This is a genomic window from Pseudomonas sp. efr-133-TYG-5 (genome assembly GCF_030209175.1).
Classification (GTDB): Bacteria; Pseudomonadota; Gammaproteobacteria; order Pseudomonadales; family Pseudomonadaceae; genus Aquipseudomonas.
In genome coordinates, this window is record NZ_JARVSM010000006.1 from 279934 (window position 1) to 303200 (window position 23267).

Below are 23267 nucleotides of genomic sequence, written 5' to 3' on the forward strand. Positions count from 1 at the left end.
TGATGCGTTGTAACGCGGGCTACTAGATAATCGCGCGCTACGGGGATCAGCGTTCGTTGGTCCATTTTGACTTAGGTAGAGACTTGTCCGGATCCGATTGGGGAATCATTTTGCCCCAGCGGAGTCGGAACAATGCTCGCCAACCTGGCATATAGATAGCTGGCCGTTGGTTTATTGATCTGTTTTCGGCGAGGGTTGCTCGTGATTGTTAGTCCCTGTAATGCAGCAAAATTGTCTGCCAAACGCTTGCGAAGTGCTCTGGTAGCCGGCTCGGCAGTCCTGTGCCTGCTCAGCGCCGGTCAGCTTTGGGCATTCAATCTTGACGATGTATCGGCCAAGGCTAAAGAGCTGGCCGGGCAGAAATTCGAAGCCCCGCGCAGCAACCTGCCGAACGAATTTCGCGACATGAAGTTCGCGGACTATCAGAAGATTCGCTTCCGCACTGAAAAAGCCGAATGGGCGGATCAGAAGAATCCGTTCAAGCTGTCCTTCTACCACCAGGGCATGCACTTCGATACGCCGGTGAAAATCAACGAAATCACGGCGAACACCGTCGAAGAGATCAAATACGATCCAAGCCGTTTCGATTTCGGCGACCTCAAGTTCGATCCGAAGGCCACCGAACAGCTGGGTTACGCCGGCTTCCGTGTGCTGTACCCGATCAACAAGGCCGACAAGCAAGACGAAATCATGACCATGCTCGGCGCGAGCTACTTCCGCGTCGTCGGCAAGGGTCACACCTACGGTCTGTCCGCCCGTGGCCTGGCGATCGATACCGCCCTGCCGTCCGGTGAGGAATTCCCGCGTTTCCGCGAGTTCTGGATTCAGCAACCGAAGCCGGGCGACAAGCACCTGGTGATCTTCGCCCTGCTCGATTCGCCACGTGCCACCGGTGCCTACCGGCTGATCCTGCGCCCGGGCAGCGACACCATCGTCGACGTCAAGGCGCAGATGTTCCTGCGCGACAAGGTCGGCAAGCTCGGCATCGCGCCGCTGACCAGCATGTTCCTGTTCGGCGCCAACCAGCCGTCGAAAGTGCTCAACTACCGTCGTGAACTGCACGACTCCAGCGGTCTGTCGATCCATGCCGGCAACGGCGAGTGGATCTGGCGCCCACTGAACAACCCGAAACACCTGGCCGTGAGCAACTTCAGCGTCGAGAACCCGCGTGGTTTCGGTCTGCTGCAGCGTGGCCGTGACTTCAGCCACTACGAAGACCTCGACGACCGCTACGACAAGCGTCCAAGCGCCTGGATCGAGCCGAAGGGCGACTGGGGCAAGGGCACCGTCGATCTGGTCGAGATTCCGACCGCCGACGAAACCAACGACAACATCGTCGCGTTCTGGAACCCGGAAAAACAACCGGAGCCAGGCCAGCCGCTGGACGTTGCCTATCGCCTGCACTGGACCATGGACGAAGCGGCGATTCACGCCCCGGACAGCGCCTGGGTCAAGCAGACCCTGCGTTCCACCGGTGACGTCAAGCAATCGAACCTGATCCGTCAGCCGGATGGCAGCGTTGCCTACCTGGTCGACTTCGAAGGTCCGTCGCTGGCGGCATTGCCACCGGAAACCGACGTGCGCAGCCAGGTCAGTGTCGGCGACAACGCCGAACTGGTGGAAAACAGCGTGCGCTACAACCCCGAAACCAAGGGCTGGCGCCTGACCCTGCGGATGAAGATCAAGGACCCGAGCAAGTCCACCGAAATGCGTGCTGCCCTGGTGCAGAACGTCGTGCCGGAAGACCTCGCCAAGGTTTCGCTGCCAGCGTCGAACTCGTCCGTCGCCAAGGCCGACAAGGTCGCCGCCAAGCAACAAGAGAAAGCCGACAAGGAAGCCAAGGCCGCCGAAGCCAAGCAGGCCGACGCCAAGCCTTCCACCGATGCCAAGGACCAGGCCAATAAAGACGCCAAGCAGCCAGCCGCTGCGGACGCGGCCCCAGCCACACCGGAATCGGCACCGACTGAAGAAGTCCTGACCGAGACCTGGAGCTATCAGTTGCCTGCCGATGAGTAACTCTCAAGTACAGCCAGAGACTCTGTCCGAGTATCTGGCGCATCTGCCGATGACCGACGAGCAGCGCGCGGAACTCGCGGGCTGCCAGTCCTTCAGCGAACTGCATCAACGCCTGTCGTCGTCGACGTTCGACGCCCCTGCCGAAGCCGCCCAGGCTTCGGTGGGCAAGCGTCTGAGCCTGAGCACCGCCGAAGAGCTGCAAGACGCGGAAATGCTGGTGCTCGACGCCAGTGGCCGGGTCAGCCTCAAGGCGACGCCGCCGATCCGCCGGACCAAGGTCGTGCCGGAGCCATGGCGCACCAATATCCTCGTGCGCGCCTGGCGGCGTCTGACCGGGCGCACCAATCCGCCGGCACCGCCGAAGGATGAGCGGGTGTTGCCCGCCGCGCGCTGGCGCACCGTCGGTTCGATCCGTCGCTACATTCTGTTGCTGCTGATGCTTGGCCAGACCATCGTCGCCGGCTGGTACATGAAAGGCATCATGCCGTACCAGGGCTGGTCGTTCGTCGATCTCGAAGAAGTCCTGCACCAGCCGTTGCTGCAAACCGCCACGCAAGTGCTGCCGTATGCGCTGCAAACCAGCATCCTGATTCTGTTCGGGATTCTGTTCTGCTGGGTCTCGGCCGGTTTCTGGACCGCGCTGATGGGCTTCCTCGAGTTGCTCACCGGTCACGACAAGTACCGTATCTCCGGGAAAAGTGCCGGCAACGAGCCGATCCCGAAAGATGCCCGCACCGCGCTGGTGATGCCGATCTGCAACGAAGACGTACCCCGGGTATTCGCCGGCCTGCGCGCGACGTTCGAGTCGGTCGCGGCCACCGGTGACCTCGATCGCTTCGACTTCTTCGTGCTCAGCGACAGTAACGACACCGATATCTGCGTGGCCGAGCAACAGGCCTGGCTGGACGTCTGCCGCGAAGCCAAGGGCTTCGGCAAGATTTTCTACCGCCGTCGTCGCCGTCGTGTGAAGCGCAAGAGCGGCAACCTCGACGACTTCTGCCGTCGCTGGGGCGGTGACTACAAGTACATGGTCGTGCTCGACGCCGACTCGGTGATGAGCGGCGAGTGCCTGACCAGCCTGGTCCGCCTGATGGAAGCCACCCCGGATGCCGGGATCATCCAGACCGCCCCGCGTGCCTCGGGCATGGACACGCTGTATGCGCGCATGCAGCAGTTCGCCACCCGCGTCTACGGCCCGTTGTTCACCGCCGGCCTGCACTTCTGGCAGCTGGGTGAATCGCACTACTGGGGGCACAACGCGATCATCCGCATGAAGCCGTTCATCGAGCACTGCGCCCTGGCGCCGTTGCCGGGCAAAGGCGCGTTTGCCGGTGCGATCCTGTCGCACGACTTCGTCGAAGCCGCGCTGATGCGCCGTGCGGGCTGGGGCGTGTGGATTGCCTACGACCTGCCGGGCAGCTACGAAGAACTGCCGCCGAACCTGCTCGACGAGCTCAAGCGTGACCGACGCTGGTGCCACGGCAACCTGATGAACTTCCGCCTGTTCCTGGTCAAGGGCATGCACCCGGTGCACCGCGCGGTGTTCCTCACCGGCGTGATGTCGTACCTGTCGGCGCCGTTGTGGTTCTTCTTCCTGGTGCTGTCCACCGCGCTGCTGGCGGTAAACACACTGATGGAGCCGCAGTACTTCCTCGAACCACGGCAGCTCTATCCACTGTGGCCGCAATGGCATCCGGACAAGGCAATTGCGCTGTTCTCGACAACCATCGTGCTGTTGTTCCTGCCGAAACTGTTGAGCATCATCCTGATCTGGGCCAAGGGCGCGAAAGAGTTCGGTGGCAAGTTCAAGGTGACCCTGTCGATGCTGCTGGAGATGCTGTTCTCCATGCTGCTGGCGCCGGTGCGGATGATTTTCCACACCCGTTTCGTCCTCGCCGCGTTCCTCGGCTGGGCCGCGACCTGGAACTCGCCGCAACGTGACGACGACTCCACGCCATGGAGCGAAGCGGTCAAGCGCCACGGCCCGCAGACCCTGCTGGGCTTCTTCTGGGCGCTGCTGGTGATCTGGCTGAACCCGAGCTTCCTGTGGTGGCTGGTGCCGATCGTCGGTTCGCTGATGCTGTCGATCCCGGTATCGGTGATTTCCAGCCGCGTCGGCCTGGGCCTGAAATCCCGTGACGAGAGCCTGTTCCTCATCCCCGAGGAATACAATCCGCCGCAGGCGTTGCTGGCCACCGACCAGTACACCCACGAAAACCGCTGGCATGCGCTGAACGACGGCTTCGTCCGCGCGGTAGTCGATCCGCAGCAGAACGCCCTGGCGTGCTCGCTGGCGACTTCCCGTCACGGTCAGGCCGAGCCGATCGAGTGGCTGCGCCAGGAACGCGTGCGTCATGCGCTGAAGGTCGGCCCGGCAGCGTTGAGCAACCATGATCGCCTGCAGTTGCTGAGCGACCCGGTCGCCCTGGCGCGCCTGCACGAGGCGGTGTGGGCCGAAGGTCACGCCGAGTGGCTGGAGGCGTGGCGGGCGTCGGTGAAAGCCGATCCGCATGCGCCGTTGCTGCCGCTCAAGCCTGTGAGCTTGCAGGCGCAACCGGCCTGATGAAGAAACCCCGCGAAAGCGGGGTTTTTTTTGTTTGCCGATTATCGGCGCGGGTCACTCGTCCCACGCTCTGCGTGGGAATGCCGCCCGGTACGCTCCGCGTCCCATCCGACACCAACCGATCAAAAAACCTTGTGCAAACGGACGAGTGCGTTAGCATCCGTCCCCGAATTGGCGCACCCGGACATTTTTTGTCCAGCACTGTCGTTTTTCGCGCCGCAAACGCAATGGTTTTGGGGACTTGAAGATGAAGAAGTATCTGTCGATGCTGCTGGTCGGCGTCACGGCACTGGTGGCAGTCAATGCGGCGCAGGCCGGTGCGATCGATGACGCGGTCAAGCGCGGCACGTTGAAAGTCGGCATGGATCCGACCTACATGCCGTTCGAGATGACCAACAAGCGCGGCGAGATCATCGGTTTCGAAGTCGATATCCTCAAGGCCATGTCCAAGGCCATGGGCGTCAAGCTGGAGCTGGTGTCCACCGGTTACGACGGCATCATCCCGGCCCTGATGACCGACAAGTTCGACATGATCGGCAGCGGTATGACCCTGACCCAGGAGCGCAACCTGCGCCTGAACTTCAGCGAACCGTTCATCGTTGTCGGCCAGACCCTGCTGATCCGCAAGGAGCTGGAAGGCACCATCAAGTCCTACAAGGACCTCAACACCGCCGACTACCGCATCACGTCCAAGCTCGGCACCACCGGCGAGATGGTCGCCAAGAAACTGATCGCCAAGGCCAAGTACCACGGCTACGACAACGAGCAGGAAGCCGTGCTCGACGTGGTCAACGGCAAGGCCGACGCCTTCATCTACGACGCGCCGTACAACGTCGTCGCGGTGAACAAGGTCGGTGCCGGCAAGCTGGTGTTCCTCGACAAGCCGTTCACCTACGAGCCGCTGGCCTTCGGTCTGAAGAAGGGCGACTACGACAGCCTCAACTTCATCAACAACTTCCTTCACCAGATTCACGAAGACGGCACCTACGATCGCATCCATGACAAGTGGTTCAAGAGCACCGAGTGGCTCAAGGACATGGAATAACACTTGATCAGTGGGATCGAGTCGCCCCATTCGCGAGCAAGCTCGCTCCCACAGTGTTTTAGGTGAACACAAATTTTGTGTCCGGCACTGAACGTGTGGGAGCGAGCTTGCTCGCGAAGAGTGCCGCCCAGGCAACACAAATTCCGGAATCTGCAATGAAACAGAAAAAAGCCCAATGGCCCTGGCACGTGCTGACCGTGCTGGTGCTGGTCGGCCTGGCGGGGGCGCTGTATTACGCCACGTCGCTGATGTCCTACGAGTGGCGCTGGAATCGCGTGCCGCAATACTTCGCCTATCAGGCCGAGGAAACCCAGCGCGCTGCCGATATCTCCACCGTCACTGAACTGGTGCGCAAGGGCAGCAGTGCGCAAGTCACCCTGCGTAACGACGCCGGCGACGAGCAGCATCTGACCGTCGACGAGAACAGCCTGCAGTTCGCTCAGGGCGACGATGTCGCCGAAGGCGACGTGGTGGGCGTCACTCGGCATTGGGCGGCAGGACCGCTGCTGTGGGGCCTGTGGACCACGCTCTGGCTATCGCTGGTGTCTGGCGTGCTCGGCCTGCTGATCGGACTGGTCACCGGGCTGTGCCGCCTGTCGAGCAACCCGACCCTGCGCGACCTGTCGACGATCTATGTCGAACTGGTGCGCGGTACGCCGCTGCTGGTGCAGATCTTCATTTTCTACTTCTTTATCGGCACGGTGATGAATCTGTCCCGCGAGTTCGCCGGGATCGCCGCGCTGTCGCTGTTCACCGGCGCCTACGTGGCGGAAATCATCCGTTCCGGCGTGCAGTCGATTGCCCGCGGGCAGAACGAAGCGGCGCGTTCGCTGGGCCTCAGTGCCGGTCAGTCGATGCGCCACGTGGTGCTGCCGCAGGCCTTCAAGCGCGTCCTGCCGCCGCTGGCCGGGCAGTTCATCAGTCTGGTCAAGGACACTTCGCTGGTGTCGGTGATCGCCATCACCGAACTGCTGAAAAGCGGACGCGAAGTGATCACCACCTCGTTTTCGCCGTTCGAGATCCTGTTCTGTGTCGCCGGCCTGTATCTGTTGATCAACCTGCCGCTGTCGAAAATCGCCAGCCGGCTCGAGCGGAGGCTCGCGCAAAGTGATTGAAGTCCGCGATCTGGTAAAAGTCTTCGACACCCGTGGCCAGATAGTGCGGGCGGTGGATAACGTCACCACCACGGTGGCCAAGGGCGAAGTGCTGGTGGTGATCGGTCCGTCCGGCTCGGGTAAATCGACCTTCCTGCGCTGCCTCAATGGCCTGGAGGCGTTCGACTCGGGCTCGGTGAGCATCGACGGCCTGCAATTGGCCGATCCGAAAACCGACGTCAATGCCTATCGCCGCGAAGTCGGCATGGTGTTTCAGCATTTCAATCTGTTCCCGCACATGACCGTGCTGGAGAACCTCTGCCTGGCGCAGAAAGTCGTGCGCAAGCGCGGCCAGAAGGAAAGCGAGACCAAGGCCCTGGCGTTGCTGGAAAAGGTCGGCATCGCGCAGAAGGCCGGCGAATACCCGTCACGTCTGTCTGGCGGGCAGCAGCAGCGCGTGGCGATTGCCCGGGCGCTGGCGATGGACCCAAAAGTCATGCTGTTCGATGAACCGACGTCGGCTCTCGACCCGGAAATGGTCGGCGAAGTGCTGGATGTGATGAAGAACCTGGCCGTGGAGGGCATGACCATGGTCTGCGTCACCCACGAAATGGGCTTCGCTCGGGAAGTGGCGGACCGGGTGTTGTTCTTCGATCACGGCAAACTGCTGGAAGATGCATCGCCAGCGCAGTTCTTCGATGCACCGAAGGACCCGCGCGCTCAGGCCTTCCTGCGGCAGGTCCTGTAATTTCAGCGTCTCTCAGGATGCCTTCGCTGGCAAGCCAGCTCCCACAGTCATGGGTTGAACACAAACTTGGTGAACGACTGAAAACCTGTGGGAGCTGGCTTCACTGATCGTTCCCACGCTCTGCGTGGGAATGCCGCCCGGGACGCTCTGCGTCCCTTCGCAAGCGCGACGCGGAGCGTCACAGGATGCATTCCCACGCGGAGCGTGGGAACGATCTGGAATCCACTTAAACCTTGAACCGCCCCACCAGCATCTGCAGATGCGTGCCCAACCGCGCCAGCTCAACGCTGGACGCCGCGGTCTCTTCACTCGCTGCCGAGGTCTGATCCGACACGTCGCGTACATTCAGCACACTGCGGTTGATCTCTTCGGCCACGGCGCTTTGCTGTTCCGCCGCTGCGGCGATCTGCTGGTTCATCGCCTGGATCGCCGAGACGGTGCGGGTGATGCTCTCCAGCGAACCGCCGGCACGCCGGGTCAGCTCGACGCTGCTGTCGGTCAGGCTGCGGCTGTTGTCCATGATGGTCGCCACTTGCTGGGTGCCGTTCTGCAGGCCGACGATCAGCTCTTCGATCTCTTCGGTGGACTTCTGCGTGCGCTGGGCGAGGCTGCGCACTTCATCGGCCACGACGGCGAAACCTCGCCCGGCCTCACCGGCGCGCGCCGCCTCGATGGCCGCGTTGAGGGCCAGCAGGTTGGTCTGCTGGGCCACCGACTTGATCACGTCGAGGACGCTGCCGATCTTGTCGCTTTCACGCTTCAATTCGCCCATGGCTTCGGTGGAATGGCCGACTTCGGCCGCCAGGCGCTCGATCTGGGCGATGGCTTCGCCGACCACTTTGTCGCCTTCGCGGGCCTGTTGGTCGGCCGCGACCGCCGCTTCCGAGGCTTCCTCGGCGTTGCGCGCGACTTCCTGCACGGTGGCGGCCATTTCGTTCATGGCGGTGGCGACCTGATCGGTCTCGACTTTCTGATTGTTGACCCCGGCGCTGGTCTGCTCGGTCACCGCCGACAGCTCCTCGGCGGCGCTGGCAATCTGGGTGACACCGTCGCTGATGCCGCCGATCAGCTCGCGCAGGCCTTGGGTCATGCTCTGCATCGAACGTTGCAATTGCCCGAGTTCGTCGCGGCGTAGGGAGATCAGGTTGTGGGTGAGGTCGCCGGCCGCCACGCGCTCGGCGACTTTCAGGGTCTGGTTCAGCGGAATGATGATCTGCCGGGTGATCGCCCAGGCTGCCAGCAGGCCGAAGGCCAGGGCCAGCGCGGTGGCGATCAGCAGCATGTTCTTGGCGTGAGCGGCGTCGGTGTCGCGCACGACGGTCTGCGATACGGTGAGTTTCTTGCTGACGTCGAGCAGGATGTCGCCCTGAGCTGACATGCGAGCCAGCGCCTTGGCGTTGTTCACCTGGGAGTCGCGGAACTGGCTGACAGCAGCGCGGTAAGCCTTGAGCGATTCGGTGGCCTGTTGCAGGTTGGCGATGTGTTGCTCGGGCAGTTTGCTAGGCAGGCCTTCCAGATTGTTCAGGGCGGCGGCGATGGCATCCAGCGCCGGTTGTTCGGCCTCGGCCTTGCCGCTGTAGGTGTAACCGCGCACCTGATAGCGCGCCTGCTGCAGCAGTTTGCTCAGTTCGATCACGCTGTTGAACTGCGCGACGCTGTCGCCTTGCAGCAGGGATTTTTCGACTTCGCTGACCTTGGCCACGGCGTTGTCGGCGCTGGCGCCGAGTTTGCTGCGGGCGTCTTCACGCTGCACGGTGGCCTGGGTCATGTCGCCAAAGGCGCGTTTGTACTCGGCGACCGCCGCCAGTTGCTGATCGATCATGGCCACGTCGGACGGTTGCTCGATCATGCCACGGGCGCTTTGCAGGCCGCTGTCGAGTTTGCCCAGCAGGTCGTTGACCGCGCCCGGACCTTGCTCGCCACGGCGCGCTTCATAGTCCAGGCGCGCCAGGCGCAGGTCCTTGGTCAGCTCGTTGAGGCTGGAGATGAAGCCGAGCTTGTCGCCACGGCTGATGATGCCGCTCATGCCGGTCCAGCCGGTGAAGGTAATCAACAGCGTCAGTAACAGAACCAGGCCGAAACCGATTCCCAGCTTGCGTTTGACGCTGACGTTCCCAAGATTCTCGGCTAACCAACGGTACATGCGACCACTCCCCTCGGACCACTAATTGGACTTATGGGGAGGTTATCGGCCGGATGATGGCAATCTGTAACACCTTCTGTCCGCCGAACCTCGCGCCCTGGAGCAACTGCCGAGTGAAACGACGCTGCGATCTTCTGATTTTGTTGGTAATGCAAGATCTGGAGATCGCCGCCTGCGGCAGCGCCTGCAGGGACGGTGGGGTGTCAGAACAGGCGGGCGAGCAGGGCGGTGACGGCGGTTTCAACGCGCAGGATGCGGTCGCCCAGTTGCACCGGTTGCAGGCCGGACTTGCCCAGCAGGTCGATCTCGTAGGGAATCCAGCCGCCCTCGGGGCCGATGGCCAGGGTCACCGGTTCGCTCAGCGCGCGGGGGCAGGGCGGGTAGTTGCCGGGATGGCCGACCAGACCGAGGGTGCCCTCTGTGATGGCCGGCAAGCGGTCTTCGACAAACGGCTTGAAGCGCTTCTCGATGATGATCTGCGGCAGTACGGTATCGCGGGCCTGTTCGAGGCCGAGGATCAGATTCTCGCGAATCGCCTCGGGCTCGAGGAAGGGCGTCTGCCAGAAGCTCTTCTCGACCCGGTAGCTGTTGACCAGCACCACGTTCGGCACGCCCATGGTCGCCACGGTCTGGAACACCCGGCGCAGCATCTTCGGCCGCGGCAGGGCCAGCACCAGGGTCAGGGGCAGCTTGGCCGGTGGCGGCTGATTCAGGGTGACGCTCAGTTCCGCTTCCGCCGCGTCCAGGCGCAGCACCTCGGCCGTGCCCATCAGGCCGCCGATGCGCCCGACCCGCAGGCTGTCACCGACCTGCGAACGATGGACTTCCTGCATGTGGGTCAGCCGGCGATCGCGCAGCACCACGCGGTCGGCCGCAATGAAATCGGCCTCCTCGAGCAACAGCAGGTTCATGCCTGGGTCGCTGGCGGCTGGTCGTTGTGGTCGTCCGCCGCCTCTTCCGGGCGCTCGCGTTTGCTGACCAGGCTGCCGAACAGGATGCCGACTTCAAACAGCATCCACATCGGTACGGCCAGCAGGGTCTGCGAGAAGATGTCCGGCGGGGTCAGGATCATGCCGACCACGAAGCAGCCGATGATCACGTACGGACGGATCTTCTTCAGGTATTTGACGTCGACCACGCCGATCCACACCAGCAGCACCACGGCCACCGGGATTTCGAACGCCACGCCGAAGGCGAAGAACAGCGTCATCACGAAGTCGAGGTAGCTGGTGATGTCGGTCATCATTTCCACGCCGGCCGGGGTGGCGGCGGCGAAGAACTTGAAGATCAGCGGGAACACGAAGAAGTAGGCGAAGGCCATGCCGGTGTAGAACAGCAGGATGCTGGAGACCAGCAGCGGCACCGCGACGCGCTTCTCATGCTTGTACAGGCCCGGCGCGATGAAGCCCCAGATCTGGTGCAGGATCACCGGGATCGCCAGGAACAGCGAAACCATCATCGTCAGCTTCAGCGGCGTGAGGAACGGCGACGACACATCCGTGGCGATCATCGTCGCGCCGGCCGGCAGGTACTGGCGCAGCGGCGTCGAGACGAAGGTGTAGATCTGCTGGGTGAAGGCGAACAGCCCGGCGAAGATGATGAAGATCGCCGCGACGCAACGCAGCAGGCGGGTGCGCAATTCGGTGAGGTGCGAAACCAGCGGCATGTGCTGGTCGTTTTCGGGGAGATCGCTCATGGGGCTCGCGGCGGCAAAGTGGTGTCTTGGGGCGCCGGTGTGGCTGGCGCAGCGGCTGGAGCAACAAGTTCAATCGGCTTCAGCACCGGTGCAGCCTCGGCGGCTGTGGCAGCAACGTGTTCGACGCTCGCTGTCGGCGCATGAATCGTTTGCTCGGCAACGGGGGCCGCTGGCGTCTGCTCTGCAACCGGCGGCACGGGTGTCGGCTCTTGCTGGGTCGGCGTGAAAATCTTCCGTGCCTCCTGCTCCAGCGACAGAATGTGCTCGTTGTGCAGTTGCCGGCGGATCTCGTCGGCACCGATTTCCCGTTCAACTTCCTGTTTGATCGCGTTGAAGCTGCGCTTCAGCCGCCCGACCCACAGGCCGGCGGTGCGCGCAGCGCCCGGCAGGCGCTCGGGACCCAGCACCAGCAGGGCGACGAGGCCGACGAGCAGCAGTTCAGAGAAGCTGATACCAAACATTAGTCAGTACTCACACGTCTTTGCGGATCGGCTCTTCGACTTTCTGCGCCTGCACGTCGATGGTGTGCGGCGGGTTGGCCTGGGCAGTGGCTTGCGGCTGCACCGGTGGTACCGGTTGCGCCGGGGTCACGGTTGGATCGGCAGCAGGTTTTTCGTCGTCGTTCATGGCTTTGCGAAAGCCCTTGATCGACTCGCCGACATCGGTGCCGAGGTTTTTCAGTTTCTTGGTGCCGAACACCAGGACCACGACTACCAGAATGACGATCCAGTGTTTCCAGTCAAAAATGCCCATCTTGCTGTTCCTCTCTCAAAATTGTTCAGGCGGACGGACGCGAGGCTTTCTCGACGTGTCCGGACAGGCCGAAGCGGCGATCCAGTTCATCCAGCACGGCCTGCGGATGCTGCCCCAATTGGGCCAGCATGACCATGCTGTGGAACCACAGGTCGGCGGTCTCGTAGATCACATCACTGCAGTCGCCACTGACGGCGGCGTCCTTGGCGGCGATGATGGTCTCGACCGACTCTTCACCGACTTTCTCCAGAATCTTGTTCAGGCCCTTGTGATACAGACTAGCTACATATGAGCTGTCGGCCGCCGCGCCTTTGCGCTCTTCGAGCACCTGGGCCAGACGAGTCAGGGTGTCACTCATGGTTGTGTCCTGCGCTATAGATGGCGTGCGGGTCCTTGAGCACCGGGTCGACCGTTTTCCAGTCGCCGTTTTCGAAGACGCGGTAGAAGCAGCTCTGACGGCCGGTATGGCAGGCGATATCACCGATCTGCTCGACCATCAGGATGATCACGTCGGCATCGCAGTCCAGGCGCATCTCATGCAGGGTCTGCACGTGGCCGGACTCTTCGCCCTTGCGCCACAGCTTGCCACGGGAACGTGACCAGTAGATGGCACGGTTTTCTGCCGCCGTCAGCTCGAGGGCTTCGCGGTTCATCCAGGCCATCATCAGTACGCGTCCGGTCTTGTGATCCTGGGCAATCGCCGGCACCAGGCCATCGGCGTCCCACTTGATCTCGTCCAGCCAGTTTTTCATCTTCAATTCCTGACAAAAGCAGCTTCGAGTTTCGCGCTTCAAGCTGCAAGTAAAAGCAGGTTGCGCTGTGCCTGTAGCGTCAAGCCTGAAGCTCGCAGCTTATAACCTGCAGCTGATTCCTGCTATCGGCGCACGACCAGATACAGGCCGACCGCAACCATGATGCCCGCCGGCCAATGCCCCAGTTCGTGCATCGGGCCGCCGGCGGCGAGGATCGTGCCGCCGGCGAGATGGGCGCTGCCGAGCAGGCGCAGGAACCAGTCGTCCTTGCGTTTGTGCCACGGTGGCGGCGGGTCGCTGGCGTGCGGTTGCGACATGCGCTCGAGCAGGTCGCGGGCCATGTTGGCCAGGTGCGGGAGCTGTTCGAACTGGCTCTGCACGTTGCCGAGCAAGGCTTTCGGGCTGACGCGCTCGCGCATCCAGCGCTCGAGGAACGGCTGCGCGGTGTTCCACAGATCGAGGTCCGGGTACAACTGGCGGCCGAGGCCTTCGATGTTCAGCAGGGTCTTTTGCAGCAGCACCAGCTGTGGCTGCACTTCCATGTTGAAGCGCCGCGCCGTCTGGAACAGGCGCATCAGCACCTGGCCAAATGAAATATCTTTTAACGGTTTTTCGAAGATCGGTTCGCACACGGTACGGATTGCCGCTTCGAATTCGTTGAGCTTGGTTTCCGCCGGCACCCAGCCCGAATCGATGTGCAGCTGTGCCACGCGGCGGTAGTCGCGTTTGAAGAAGGCGAACAGGTTGCGCGCCAGGTAGTCCTGGTCTTCCGGGGTCAGGCTGCCGACGATGCCGCAGTCGATCGCGATGTACTGCGGGCTCCACGGATTGACGGTGCTGACGAAGATGTTGCCCGGGTGCATGTCGGCGTGGAAGAAACTGTCGCGGAATACCTGGGTGAAGAAGATCTCCACCCCGCGTTCGGCGAGCAGTTTCATGTCGGTACGCTGGTCGGCGAGGGTCGCCAGGTCAGTGACCTGAATCCCGTAGATGCGCTCCATCACCAGCACTTTCGGCCGGCACCAGTCCCAGTAGACCTGCGGCACGTAGAGCAGCGGCGAGCCTTCGAAGTTGCGTTTCAACTGGCTGGCGTTGGCCGCCTCGCGCAACAGGTCGAGTTCGTCGTAGATGGTTTTTTCGTAGTCGCTGACCACGTCCACCGGGTGCAGCAGACGCGCGTCGGCGGAGACTTTCTCGGCGGCGCGGGCGAGGATGAACAGCCACGCCAGATCCTGGGCGATCACGGGTTTCAGGCCCGGGCGGATCACCTTGACCACCACTTCTTCGCCGCTCTTCAGTTGCGCGGCATGCACCTGCGCCACCGAGGCCGAGGCCAGCGGTTCGACGTCGAAACGGCTGAACACTTCGCTGATCTTCTTGCCCAGCTGTTCCTCGATGAGTTTCACCGACAGCTGCGAATCGAACGGCGGCACGCGGTCCTGCAGCAGCATCAGCTCATCGGCGATGTCTTCCGGCAGCAGGTCGCGGCGGGTCGAGAGAATCTGCCCGAACTTGATGAAGATCGGCCCCAGGTCCTGCAGCGCCAGACGCAGGCGCGCACCGCGGCTCAGCTCCAGCGGCTTGCGCGGCAACCAGCGCCACGGCAGCGCGTAGCGCAACGCCAGGAGAAACCAGGGCAGCGGCAGATCGAACAGCAGGTCATCGAGGCGGTAGCGGATCACGACGCGCTGGATGCGCAACAGACGGCGGACGGCAAGCAGCTTCATGCGTTATCGCTTGGGTCGAGGGATCGGGAAAGGCGCTCGAAACGCGCCTCGAGACGTTCCAGATCAAGTTTGATCCGGTCCAGTTCGCTGAATCGCGCTTCGGCCTCGCGCTGCCCGACGAGGGTGCGCGATTCTTCGGCGAGGTATTCGGCGAGGTTCTGGTTGAGGCTGGCAAATCCTTGTTGATACCAGCGTGCGCGACTGCGCAGGTGGCCGCCGATCAGTTGCGTGGCGACCGGGCCGAGCCAGCGTGAGAGTTCGTACTCCCAGTCCAGCTCGAGGTCCTGGAGGATGCCCGCCAGTTCCAGCAGCACGCCGCTGTCGCCGTCGAGCTCGACTTCCGGGCCGTGCAGCACGGCGGTCTTGTCCTTGCTCATGGCCAGCTTCAGCAGGCTGGAGGCGGGTGCGCGCAGGGTGCAGTCGACGCCGGTTTCCCAGTGTGAGGCAAGCATCAGGCCTTCATCGCTGGGCAGTATGAACAGTTGCAGCGCCGGACTGCGGCAGTCGACGGCAATCACTTTGCCAGTCAGATGCGCCAGGCGCGGCAGCGCCGTGCTGTCGAGACGCAGCACCCGGTTCAGACCGAGTTCGACGCTGGCCAGCAGCCCGGTGAGCAACATCAGGGCTTGATGCCGCGGTGCAGGGCGACGATGCCTGCGGTCATGTTGTGATAGGTCACGCGGTCGAAACCGGCGTCGACCATCATCGACTTCAGGGTTTCCTGGTTCGGGTGCATGCGGATCGATTCGGCCAGGTAGCGATAGCTTTCCGAGTCGTTGGTGATCAGCTTGCCCATCAGCGGCATGAAGGCGAACGAGTAGGCATCGTAGGCCTTGGACATCAGCGCGTTGGTCGGCTTGGAGAACTCCAGCACCAGCAGGCGCCCGCCGGGCTTGAGTACGCGCAGCATCGAGCGCAGGGCGTCTTCCTTGTGCGTCACGTTGCGCAGGCCGAAGGCGATGGTCACGCAGTCGAAATGGTTGTCCGGGAACGGCAGTTTTTCCGCGTCGGCCTGGACGAATTCGACGTTGCCCGAGACACCCACATCCAGCAGGCGGTCACGGCCGACCTTGAGCATGGATTCGTTGATGTCGGCCAATACCACCTGACCGGTCGGGCCGACCAGGTGCGAGAATTTCTTGGTCAGGTCGCCGGTACCGCCGGCGATGTCCAGCACCCGGTTGCCCGCGCGCACGCCCGACAGTTCGATCGCGAAGCGCTTCCACAGGCGGTGCATGCCGCCCGACAAAAGGTCGTTCATCAGGTCGTACTTGGCGGCTACGGAGTGGAACACCTCAGCGACTTTTTCCGCTTTCTGGCTTTCCGGAACATTTTTGAAGCCGAAGTGAGTGGTGGGTTCGGCATCGCTGCCTTTGCGCTGATCAGTCATATCGCTGTCACCAAAAGAGAATGCGCGACATTCTAATCCTCAAGCCATGCTTTGTCTTGGAATGGCTAAAGGTAAGATGGGCAACCTTCGGGACGATTTGCCGCAGATGCGGTCAAGATTGACCGACACATATTCATCAATCAGGAGTCATGCAATGGCCAAAATCAGTGTTGAGCGTGCCCACAACCTGGGCAAGGAAGCCGCCCGCGCGAAGGCCGACAAGCTGGCGCAGAAACTGTCCGAGCAATATGGCCTGGAGCCGCAATGGTCGGGCGACACCCTCAATCTCAAGCGTTCGGGTGTGAAGGGCGCGGTGCATGTGGCCGAGGATTCGATCAAGGTCGACGTCGAGCTGGGCATCATGATGTCGGCCATGAGCGGCATGATCAAAGCCGAGATCGAGAAGGCACTGGATAAAGCCCTGGTCTGACGCCTTTTTTCTGAATCCCGAATCCCTGTGGGAGCGGGCTTGCCCGCGATGGCGGTGGGTCAGATTACGAAAATTCTGGATGTGCCGGCCTCATCGCGGGCAAGCCCGCTCCCACAGGGTTCGAGTTTGTCCTGCCGACTGTTTATGTCAGTTGTTAGGGTGCCGTTTCTAATTTTTCTGCCTACTTTGTGCCTGAGCCCGTCCCTGTTGCGGGCAGTTCCTCAAACCTTCTGCGCGTGAGGTGCACCATGGCCAAAGTTATTCTGAAGAAAAAAATCGACGCTTCGACTTCTGCCCTGAGCGACGTCAAATCCTATGCCCGCAAGATCTGGCTGGCAGGCCTGGGTGCCTACGCCAAGGTCGGCCAAGAGGGCAGCGACTACTTTCAGGAGTTGATCAAGGCTGGTCAAACTGTTGAAAAGAAAGGCAAAAAAGCCGTCACCGAAAAACTCGAAGCGGCCAACGCCGAGATCGATGAAGCCAGGACCGAAGTCAGCTCGTTCAAAGGCAAGGTCGAAGTTCAGCTCGACAAGGTCGAGAAGGCGTTCGACTCCCGTGTTGCCAGTGCCTTGAATCGTATCGGCATTCCGTCTAAACATGACGTTGAGACACTCTCTGCTAAGCTCGATGAGCTGACGGCATTGCTCGAACGCGTCGCGCGTAAATCTTAAGGAGAACGGGATGGCTGGTAAAAAGAACACCGATAAAGAAGGCAGCTCGTGGATTGGGAAAGTCGAAGACTACTCCCGCAAAATCTGGCTGGCTGGTTTAGGCGTGTACTCGAAGATCGACACTGACGGCAGCAAACTCTTCGAGTCACTGGTCAAAGACGGCGAGAAAGCCGAGAAGCTCACCAAGAACGCCGTCGGCAAGAAAGTCGATGCCGCCAAGGACTCCGCTTCTTCGGCCAAGTCGCGCATCAGCGGCGTGAAAGATCGCGCACTGGGCAAGTGGGACGAGCTGGAAGGGGCTTTCGACAAGCGTCTGAACAGCGCGATTTCGCGTCTGGGTGTACCTAGCCGCAACGAAGTCAAAGCGCTGCACAGCAAGGTCGAAACGCTGACCAAGCAGATCGAAAAACTCACCGGTCTGAAAACCCAGCCTGTCGCGGCGAAAACCGCAGCGGCCAAACCGGCAGCCAAGACGGCCGCCAAGCCGTTGGCCAAAGCGGCTGCGAAACCAGCCGCCAAAGCCGCCACCAAGCCAGCGGCAAAAACCGCTGCCGCCAAGCCTGCCGCTAAAACGGCCGCCGCCAAGCCAGCCGCCAAGGCTGCTGCGAAACCGGTTGCTGCCAAAGCCGCTGCGAAACCTGCGGCCAAACCTGCCGCCAAGCCAGCGGCGAAAACCGCCGCTGCAAAACCGGCCGCCAAGCCAGCGGCCAAACCGGCTGCGGCGAAAAAACCGGCAGTGAAAAAACCGGCCGCGGCGAAAACCGCTGCAGCGAAAACGCCAGCTCCGGCGGCCAAGCCTGCTACCCCGGCCACCCCGGCCAGCGCGTCGAACTCCGCCGCTGCACCGACTCCGGTAGCCACCCCGACTGCCGCATCGACCCCGTCGACGCCAACCAGTCAGTCCTGATTTCTCAGGGCAAAACAAAACGCCCGGCCTGTGAAGGTCGGGCGTTTTTGTGGGTGCACGCATTCCCCAAACCACTGTAGATCCCTGTGGGAGCGAGCCTGCTCGCGAAAGCGCTGTATCAGCTACATGGACATCAACTGACAGGTTGCATTCGCGAGCAGGCTCGCTCCCACATTGGGGTTGGTCAGGCAGAAAGATGTGGCTCAGTCGTGGTCTTCAAGGTATTGCAGGGCCATCCGCTCCGTCGCCACCTTCACCGGCGGCAGCAGGTGCGGCGCCACCAGCATCATGATCTGGTACACCACCAGCCGCACTTCGCCCTCGCGATCGAGAATCCGCTGATAGTCCAGCGAGAACAGCAGGGTCAAGGTGATCTGCTCGACCAGTTGTCCCAGCGCCTGGGTGTCGCTGACCAGTTGCCCTGCCGCCTTCAGGCGCGCCAGCAATGACGCCAGCGTGCGCTTGAGTGCGTTGAGCAGCAGGCGGATGCCCTTGGCCAGTTTCGGCAGGCGTCCGGCGAGGTTCGACAGGTCCTGGAACAGAAACCGATACTGCGCCAGGCGCTCGACGATCAGGTGCAGGAACAGCCAGTAATCCTCCGGTGCCAGTTCGACATCGGCGGGCGGGTCGAGCAGCGGTGCCAGTTCATTCTGGAAGCGCTCGAACAGGCCGAGGATCAGCGGTTCCTTGCCGTGAAAGTGGTAGTAGAGGTTGCCCGGGCTGATCCCCATTTCATTGGCAACTTCCATGGTTGAAACGTTCGGCTCGCCCTTTTCGTTGAACAGTTGCAGGGCACATTCGAGGATCCGGTCGCGGGTTTTCATCCAGTCTTCTTAAAGGGTTGGAGTCAGGTGCAACGTCAGCGCACATGCACGTAGGTGCCGGGTGCCGCCTCCATCGGTGGATAGTTGGGGTTGCCGAGGGTCATCTGGGTTTCGCGCAGGGCGCCGGAGCGTTGCTGGATCCACTCCAGCCATTGCGGCCACCAGCTGCCGTCGACGCGTTTGGCATCGTAGTACCAGGCGCGTGGGTCGCTGCTCAGCTTGCCGTTCTCGACGAAGTTGGCTTTCGGGTTGCCCGGCGGGTTGAGGATGCTTTGCACGTGGCCGCTGTTGGACAGCACGAAACGCCGCTCGCCACCCAGCAGCAGGGTCGAGCGGTACACCGCATCCCACGGCGTGATGTGGTCGTTCATGCCGGCCACGCTGAAGCTGTCGACCGTGACCTTCTGCAGGTCGATCGGCGTACCGCAGACCTCCAGGCCGCCCGGGTGGGTCAGCGGGTTGTGCTTGAAGAAGTCCAGCAGATCGCCGTGCAGCGCGGCGGGCAGGCGCGTGCTGTCGTTGTTCCAGTAGAGGATGTCGAACGCCGGCGGCTCCTTGCCCAGCAGGTAATTGTTGACGAAATAGCTCCAGATCAGATCGTTGGGCCGCATCCAGGCGAAGACCTTGGCCATGTCGCGCCCGTCGAGCACCCCCTTCTGGTAGGAGCGGCGCTTGGCCGCCTCGATGGTCTGCTCATCGGCGAACAGCGTGGCCGGGGTATCCATCTGGCTGTCGAGCAGGCTGACCAGGTAGGTGGCGCTGGAGACCCGGCGCAATTGCCGCTTGGCCTGCAAATGGCCCTGCAGCGCGGCGATGGTCAGGCCGCCGGCGCAGGCGCCCATCAGGTTCACTTCGCGCGCGCCGGTGATCGCCCGGCAGATGTTCAGCGCCTCTTCCACGGCTTCGACGTAGGTCGACAGGCCCCATTCGCGATGGCGCACATCCGGGTTGCGCCAGCTGATCATGAACGTCTGCAGGCCGTTCTTGAGGGCGAACTGGACGAAGCTGTTGCTCGGGCTGAGGTCGAAAATGTAGTACTTGTTGATTTGCGGCGGCACCACCAGCAGCGGCTTGGCGTACTGCTTTTCGCTCATCGGCTTGTACTGGATCAGTTCGAGCATGTCGTTGCGGAACACCACCGAGCCGCTGGTAGTGGCGACGGTCTTGCCGACTTCGAACGCCTGCCTGGTCACCTGGCGTGGCAGGCCATCGTTGTGCAGCAGATCATCGACCAGATGACTCAGCCCGCGGACCAGGCTGTGCCCGCCGGAGTTGAACAGCTCCTTGACTGCCAGCGGGTTGAGCAGGGTGTTGGACGGTGCCACGGCGTCGTTGAGCAAGGTGAAGGCGAAGTGCGCGCGGGCGCGGTCGTCCTCGCTCATGTTGCTGTCGTCGATCCAGCTTTTGACCTGTTTCTGCCAGCTCAGGTAGGCCTGCAGGCTGCGCCGGTAAAACGGATTGAGGCTCCAGGCCGGGTCGGCGAAGCGGCTGTCCTGGGGATTGGTCGGGTGCAGGGTTTCGCCGAGCAGCACCCGCCCGAGCTGGCCACCGAGCTTCAAGGCATGCCGGGCACTGTGGATCGGGTTGCGCAGGCCATGGGCTGCCACGCTGCGCAGGGTCGAGATCAGGTCACGGCCACGCAGGCCGGTCATTGCACTCTGTGCATTGATGAACACGGCGGGACTGGGCACTACGCCCGTCGCAGGTTTGTCGCGCATGACTCAACACTCCTTCGTCTTCAGGCCAAAAACAAACACACCGAACCAGAACACCATAGACGCTGTTGCCGGTTGTTGCGCGGCGCAGCGTCCTGCTGCGCGACACTGGGCCGGTTATCCGCCCAGTGGTGTCGGATGCGGGTGCATCACCGCTCGCAGACGTTCCTCCTCGAGGAATTTCATGATGATCGGCGCGACCGCCTCGGCCCGGGTAATCAGGAACAGGTGCCCGTCGTCGATGATGTGCAGCTGCGCGTTGGGAATCCGCCAGGCGAGCATGCGCATGTTGATCAGCGGGATCAGCGGATCGTCGTCGCCGGCCAGTACCAGGGTCGGCTGGTGGATCTTGTGCAGCCAGTGAATGCTGGTCCAGCCCAGGCCGGCGAACAGCTGCCAGTAGTACCCCAGCTTGCCCGCCGAACGCACCTTGGCCGCATGGCTGGCGGCCAGGGTCGGGTCGCGGCGAAACGAGCCGCCGTAGATCATCGGGGCGATGCGAATGACGTGGGACGGCTGGATGTAGCGCCGCGGGCTGGCCATCATCCACAGCACCTTTGGCTTGCCCGGCAGCATCACCGCGCCCGCCGCCGTGGCGGCCAGCACCAGTTTCTTGCAGCGCTCGGGGTAGTCGTAGGCGAACTGCTGCGCCAGTGCGCCGCCCCAGGACACACCGATCACGTTGACCTGACCGTAGTCGAGGTAATCGAGCATGCGCGCGGTGAGCTTGGCCAGGCCGGGGAAGCGATAGGGCCGGCTCGGCGTCGAGGAACCGCCGACACCTGGCACGTCGAAGGCGATCACTTCCAGATCCGGGTCCAGCGCCGCGACAAACGGAAACACCAGCTCCAGGTTGGCGCCGATGCCGTTGAAGATCAGCAAGGGCGTCAAATGAGGCTTGCCGGGGCGGACCGCCGTGCGGAGGGTCTGCCCATCCAGCTCGACGGTACGGAATATGAACGGTTGCGGCATGCTTCAGGCCCTTCGGGTTGTAGTGGAGCAGCGACAAGCCGCGAGCTGCGCGCAGAGACTGCTGTGCTTGCGGTTTGTCGCTCGTGGCTTGCCGCTATCTTTCATGTACATAGGTGCCCGGCGATGCCTCGCCCGCCGGATACGCCTTGTTGCCGAGTTTCGTCGGCGCCTTTTTCAGTTCGCCGGAGCGTGCCGCCTGCCAGGCCTGCCAGTGCAGCCACCAGGAGTCGGCGTGCTTGGTCGAGTTCTCCTGCCAGTCCTCTGCGTTGGCGGTCATTTCGGTGCTGGTCATGTAGCGCGATTTCGGATTGCCCGGCGGGTTCAGGATGCTTTGGATATGGCCGCTGCTCGACAGCACGAATTCGACGTTGCCGCCGAACAGCTGCGCCGACTTGTAGCAGGACTTCCACGGTGTGATGTGGTCGTTGGTCCCGGCCAGCGAGAAGATGTCGGCCTGAACCTGCTTGAGATCGATCGGCGTGCCGCACACTTCCAGTGCATTGGGGCGGATCAGCGGATTGTTTTTGAACATCTCGATCAGGTCGCCGTGGAATGCGGCCGGCAAGCGCGTGGTGTCGTTGTTCCAGAACAGGATGTCGAACACCGGCGGCTCGTTGCCGAGCAGGTAGTTGTTGACCCAGTAGTTCCAGATCAGGTCGTTCGGGCGCATCCACGCGAACACCTTGGCCATGTCCTTGCCTTCGAGCACGCCGGCCTGGTACGAGTGGCGCTTGGCGGTCTCCAGGGTCTGTTCGTCGACGAACAGGGCAACATCGCTGTCGAGAGTGGTATCGAGCACGCTGACCAGCAGGGTCAGGGCATTCACCTTGTTCTCGCCGATCGCCGCGTAATGGCCGAGCAGGGCGGTGCAGGTGATGCCGCCGGAGCAGGCGCCGAGCATGTTGATGTCCTTGCTGCCGGTGATCGCGGTGACCACGTCGACCGCTTCCTTCAGCGCCTCGATGTAGGTCGACAGGCCCCACTCGCGCTGCTCCTTGGTCGGGTTGCGCCAGCTGACGATGAAGGTCTGCACGTTGTTGCGCAGGCAGAAGCGCGCCAGGCTCTTGTCCGGGCTCAGGTCGAATACATAGAACTTGTTGATCTGCGGCGGCACCACCAGCAGCGGGCGCTCGTGGACTTGCTCGGTGATCGGCTTGTACTGGATCAGCTCCAGCACGTCGTTGCGAAACACCACCGCGCCTTCGGTCACGCCGAGGCTCTTGCCGACCTCGAACGCGCCCATGTTGACCTGGCTCGGCATGCCGCCGTTGTGCACCAGATCCTTGGCCAGGTGCGAGAGGCCGTCGAGCAGGCTCTTGCCGCCCGTCTCGAAGAAACGCTTGACCGCCGCCGGGTTGGCCGCCGTGTTGGTCGGGGCCATGGCTTCGGTCATCAGGTTGATCACGAAATGCCCGCGGGCGATGTCCTTGGGCGAGAGGCTGCTGTCGTCGATCCAGGCATGCAGTTCCTTGCGCCAGGCCAGATAGGTTTGCAGGTAACGTTTGTAGAGCGGGTTCTGGCTCCACGCCGGATCAACGAAACGACGGTCATCGCCAGCCGGTTGCAGCTGCGATTTGCCGAACAGCACGTTCTTCAGTTCGAGGCCGAAGTGGGTGACGTGCTTGACGCTATGGATGGGTTGTTTGATGGCCTGGGTCAGCACCATACGAGCAGAGGCCAGCAGATCCTTTCCGCGTAGCCCAACGACGGGATTAAGCCCCAGGGTGTTTTCCGAGGCTTGGTACTTCAGGTCATCGTTATTCTTGTTACTCATCTACGACGCTCCATTGTCCTGAGACGAGTACCCGGTTTGGTGCTGTG

At 62.3% G+C, this 23267-nt stretch carries 22 protein-coding genes and 1 pseudogene; 8 read left to right on the forward strand and 15 right to left on the reverse strand.

What is annotated here, in order from left to right:
• Window positions 1-201 precede the first annotated feature (201 nt).
• The 5 genes from QRN70_RS20300 to QRN70_RS20320 all read left to right on the forward strand — a co-directional run bounded on the left by QRN70_RS20300 (window position 202) and on the right by QRN70_RS20320 (window position 7466).
• The gene (locus tag QRN70_RS20300; RefSeq protein ID WP_285419687.1) at window positions 202-2016 is read left to right on the forward strand and encodes a glucan biosynthesis protein G; all 1815 of its coding nucleotides are present in this window, start codon (window positions 202-204) and stop codon (window positions 2014-2016) included.
• Window positions 2009-4579: a glucans biosynthesis glucosyltransferase MdoH gene (gene mdoH, locus QRN70_RS20305; RefSeq protein WP_285419688.1), complete on the forward strand. Its 2571-nt coding sequence runs from the start codon at window positions 2009-2011 to the stop codon at window positions 4577-4579. The genes QRN70_RS20300 and mdoH overlap by 8 nt, the downstream gene beginning before the upstream one ends.
• Window positions 4580-4826: 247 nt before the next feature.
• A complete protein-coding gene (locus QRN70_RS20310; protein WP_065260936.1) occupies window positions 4827-5624 on the forward strand; it encodes a transporter substrate-binding domain-containing protein in 798 nt (265 codons plus the stop codon).
• Window positions 5625-5779: 155 nt separating this feature from the next.
• Window positions 5780-6739, forward strand: a complete 960-nt coding sequence (locus tag QRN70_RS20315) for an amino acid ABC transporter permease (protein ID WP_285419689.1) — start codon at window positions 5780-5782, stop codon at window positions 6737-6739.
• Window positions 6732-7466 carry an amino acid ABC transporter ATP-binding protein gene (locus QRN70_RS20320; RefSeq protein WP_285419690.1) on the forward strand — a complete coding sequence of 245 codons (735 nt, stop codon included), beginning with the start codon at window positions 6732-6734 and terminating at the stop codon, window positions 7464-7466. Before QRN70_RS20315 ends, QRN70_RS20320 begins: the two co-directional genes overlap by 8 nt.
• 226 nt (window positions 7467-7692) lie before the next feature.
• Here QRN70_RS20320 and QRN70_RS27845 read toward each other — a convergent pair whose 3' ends face one another.
• The 11 genes and pseudogenes from QRN70_RS27845 to ubiE form a co-directional block, all read right to left on the reverse strand.
• Window positions 7693-8565: a methyl-accepting chemotaxis protein gene (locus QRN70_RS27845; protein ID WP_438826482.1), complete on the reverse strand. Its 873-nt coding sequence runs from the start codon at window positions 8563-8565 to the stop codon at window positions 7693-7695.
• Window positions 8548-9609 (reverse strand): annotated as a pseudogene (locus tag QRN70_RS27850) (methyl-accepting chemotaxis protein); the annotation flags it as partial. The pseudogene QRN70_RS27850 and the gene QRN70_RS27845, both read right to left, overlap by 18 nt.
• A 203-nt stretch (window positions 9610-9812) precedes the next feature.
• Window positions 9813-10520 (reverse strand): 16S rRNA (uracil(1498)-N(3))-methyltransferase, encoded by a 708-nt coding sequence (locus QRN70_RS20330; protein WP_285419692.1) that lies wholly within the window; start codon window positions 10518-10520, stop codon window positions 9813-9815.
• Complete coding sequence (gene tatC / locus QRN70_RS20335; protein ID WP_285419693.1) at window positions 10517-11305, reverse strand: twin-arginine translocase subunit TatC; 789 nt, start codon at window positions 11303-11305, stop codon at window positions 10517-10519. Before tatC ends, QRN70_RS20330 begins: the two co-directional genes overlap by 4 nt.
• A complete protein-coding gene (tatB, locus tag QRN70_RS20340; protein WP_285419694.1) occupies window positions 11302-11766 on the reverse strand; it encodes a Sec-independent protein translocase protein TatB in 465 nt (154 codons plus the stop codon). The genes tatC and tatB overlap by 4 nt, the downstream gene beginning before the upstream one ends.
• 10 nt (window positions 11767-11776) lie before the next feature.
• Window positions 11777-12058, reverse strand: a complete 282-nt coding sequence (locus tag QRN70_RS20345) for a twin-arginine translocase TatA/TatE family subunit (RefSeq protein WP_003220847.1) — start codon at window positions 12056-12058, stop codon at window positions 11777-11779.
• Between the two features lie 25 nt (window positions 12059-12083).
• Window positions 12084-12416 (reverse strand): phosphoribosyl-ATP diphosphatase, encoded by a 333-nt coding sequence (locus tag QRN70_RS20350; protein ID WP_007952422.1) that lies wholly within the window; start codon window positions 12414-12416, stop codon window positions 12084-12086.
• Window positions 12409-12810 (reverse strand): phosphoribosyl-AMP cyclohydrolase, encoded by a 402-nt coding sequence (gene hisI / locus QRN70_RS20355; RefSeq protein ID WP_285419695.1) that lies wholly within the window; start codon window positions 12808-12810, stop codon window positions 12409-12411. Before hisI ends, QRN70_RS20350 begins: the two co-directional genes overlap by 8 nt.
• 122 nt (window positions 12811-12932) lie before the next feature.
• Window positions 12933-14537, reverse strand: coding sequence for a ubiquinone biosynthesis regulatory protein kinase UbiB (ubiB, locus tag QRN70_RS20360; protein WP_285419696.1), 1605 nt, complete (start codon window positions 14535-14537; stop codon window positions 12933-12935).
• Complete coding sequence (locus QRN70_RS20365) at window positions 14534-15157, reverse strand: ubiquinone biosynthesis accessory factor UbiJ (protein WP_285419697.1); 624 nt, start codon at window positions 15155-15157, stop codon at window positions 14534-14536. The genes ubiB and QRN70_RS20365 overlap by 4 nt, the downstream gene beginning before the upstream one ends.
• Window positions 15157-15927, reverse strand: coding sequence for a bifunctional demethylmenaquinone methyltransferase/2-methoxy-6-polyprenyl-1,4-benzoquinol methylase UbiE (gene ubiE / locus QRN70_RS20370; protein WP_007952418.1), 771 nt, complete (start codon window positions 15925-15927; stop codon window positions 15157-15159). Before ubiE ends, QRN70_RS20365 begins: the two co-directional genes overlap by 1 nt.
• 154 nt (window positions 15928-16081) lie before the next feature.
• Here ubiE and QRN70_RS20375 point away from each other — a divergent pair, with 154 nt between their 5' ends.
• The 3 genes from QRN70_RS20375 to QRN70_RS20385 all read left to right on the forward strand — a co-directional run bounded on the left by QRN70_RS20375 (window position 16082) and on the right by QRN70_RS20385 (window position 17935).
• Window positions 16082-16357 carry a polyhydroxyalkanoic acid system family protein gene (locus tag QRN70_RS20375; RefSeq protein WP_285419698.1) on the forward strand — a complete coding sequence of 92 codons (276 nt, stop codon included), beginning with the start codon at window positions 16082-16084 and terminating at the stop codon, window positions 16355-16357.
• A gap of 248 nt (window positions 16358-16605) precedes the next feature.
• Complete coding sequence (locus QRN70_RS20380) at window positions 16606-17028, forward strand: phasin family protein (RefSeq protein ID WP_285419699.1); 423 nt, start codon at window positions 16606-16608, stop codon at window positions 17026-17028.
• 10 nt (window positions 17029-17038) lie between these two features.
• On the forward strand, window positions 17039-17935 hold the full coding sequence (locus QRN70_RS20385) for a phasin family protein (protein WP_285419700.1): 897 nt from the start codon (window positions 17039-17041) through the stop codon (window positions 17933-17935).
• Between the two features lie 203 nt (window positions 17936-18138).
• On the opposite strand, the gene QRN70_RS20390 is transcribed toward QRN70_RS20385, so the two are convergent.
• From QRN70_RS20390 to phaC (QRN70_RS20405), 4 genes are all read right to left on the reverse strand, one after another.
• Window positions 18139-18759: a TetR/AcrR family transcriptional regulator gene (locus tag QRN70_RS20390; RefSeq protein ID WP_285419701.1), complete on the reverse strand. Its 621-nt coding sequence runs from the start codon at window positions 18757-18759 to the stop codon at window positions 18139-18141.
• A 35-nt stretch (window positions 18760-18794) separates the two neighbouring features.
• Entirely contained in the window at window positions 18795-20477 is a 1683-nt protein-coding gene (gene phaC / locus QRN70_RS20395) for a class II poly(R)-hydroxyalkanoic acid synthase (protein ID WP_285419702.1), read from the reverse strand.
• 114 nt (window positions 20478-20591) lie between these two features.
• Window positions 20592-21446 (reverse strand): poly(3-hydroxyalkanoate) depolymerase, encoded by an 855-nt coding sequence (gene phaZ, locus QRN70_RS20400; RefSeq protein WP_285419703.1) that lies wholly within the window; start codon window positions 21444-21446, stop codon window positions 20592-20594.
• Between the two features lie 94 nt (window positions 21447-21540).
• Window positions 21541-23220: a class II poly(R)-hydroxyalkanoic acid synthase gene (gene phaC / locus QRN70_RS20405; RefSeq protein WP_285419704.1), complete on the reverse strand. Its 1680-nt coding sequence runs from the start codon at window positions 23218-23220 to the stop codon at window positions 21541-21543.
• Between the last annotated feature and the right edge of the window lie 47 nt (window positions 23221-23267).

Bases quoted from the DNA above. Each gene is read 5' to 3' on its own strand.
- QRN70_RS20310 (WP_065260936.1), top strand. From the start codon at position 4,827: ATGAAGAAGTATCTGTCGATGCTGCTGGTCGGCGTCACGGCACTGGTG.
- phaZ (WP_285419703.1), bottom strand. From the start codon at position 21,446: ATGCCGCAACCGTTCATATTCCGTACCGTCGAGCTGGATGGGCAGACC.
- phaC (WP_285419704.1), bottom strand. From the start codon at position 23,220: ATGAGTAACAAGAATAACGATGACCTGAAGTACCAAGCCTCGGAAAAC.
- QRN70_RS20350 (WP_007952422.1), bottom strand. From the start codon at position 12,416: ATGAGTGACACCCTGACTCGTCTGGCCCAGGTGCTCGAAGAGCGCAAA.
- hisI (WP_285419695.1), bottom strand. From the start codon at position 12,810: ATGAAAAACTGGCTGGACGAGATCAAGTGGGACGCCGATGGCCTGGTG.
- QRN70_RS20375 (WP_285419698.1), top strand. From the start codon at position 16,082: ATGGCCAAAATCAGTGTTGAGCGTGCCCACAACCTGGGCAAGGAAGCC.
- ubiB (WP_285419696.1), bottom strand. From the start codon at position 14,537: ATGAAGCTGCTTGCCGTCCGCCGTCTGTTGCGCATCCAGCGCGTCGTG.
- QRN70_RS20345 (WP_003220847.1), bottom strand. From the start codon at position 12,058: ATGGGCATTTTTGACTGGAAACACTGGATCGTCATTCTGGTAGTCGTG.
- QRN70_RS20380 (WP_285419699.1), top strand. From the start codon at position 16,606: ATGGCCAAAGTTATTCTGAAGAAAAAAATCGACGCTTCGACTTCTGCC.
- phaC (WP_285419702.1), bottom strand. From the start codon at position 20,477: ATGCGCGACAAACCTGCGACGGGCGTAGTGCCCAGTCCCGCCGTGTTC.
- QRN70_RS20390 (WP_285419701.1), bottom strand. From the start codon at position 18,759: ATGAAAACCCGCGACCGGATCCTCGAATGTGCCCTGCAACTGTTCAAC.
- QRN70_RS20385 (WP_285419700.1), top strand. From the start codon at position 17,039: ATGGCTGGTAAAAAGAACACCGATAAAGAAGGCAGCTCGTGGATTGGG.
- QRN70_RS20365 (WP_285419697.1), bottom strand. From the start codon at position 15,157: ATGTTGCTCACCGGGCTGCTGGCCAGCGTCGAACTCGGTCTGAACCGG.
- QRN70_RS27845 (WP_438826482.1), bottom strand. From the start codon at position 8,565: ATGCAGAGCATGACCCAAGGCCTGCGCGAGCTGATCGGCGGCATCAGC.
- tatB (WP_285419694.1), bottom strand. From the start codon at position 11,766: ATGTTTGGTATCAGCTTCTCTGAACTGCTGCTCGTCGGCCTCGTCGCC.
- QRN70_RS20330 (WP_285419692.1), bottom strand. From the start codon at position 10,520: ATGAACCTGCTGTTGCTCGAGGAGGCCGATTTCATTGCGGCCGACCGC.
- ubiE (WP_007952418.1), bottom strand. From the start codon at position 15,927: ATGACTGATCAGCGCAAAGGCAGCGATGCCGAACCCACCACTCACTTC.
- QRN70_RS20315 (WP_285419689.1), top strand. From the start codon at position 5,780: ATGAAACAGAAAAAAGCCCAATGGCCCTGGCACGTGCTGACCGTGCTG.
- mdoH (WP_285419688.1), top strand. From the start codon at position 2,009: ATGAGTAACTCTCAAGTACAGCCAGAGACTCTGTCCGAGTATCTGGCG.
- tatC (WP_285419693.1), bottom strand. From the start codon at position 11,305: ATGAGCGATCTCCCCGAAAACGACCAGCACATGCCGCTGGTTTCGCAC.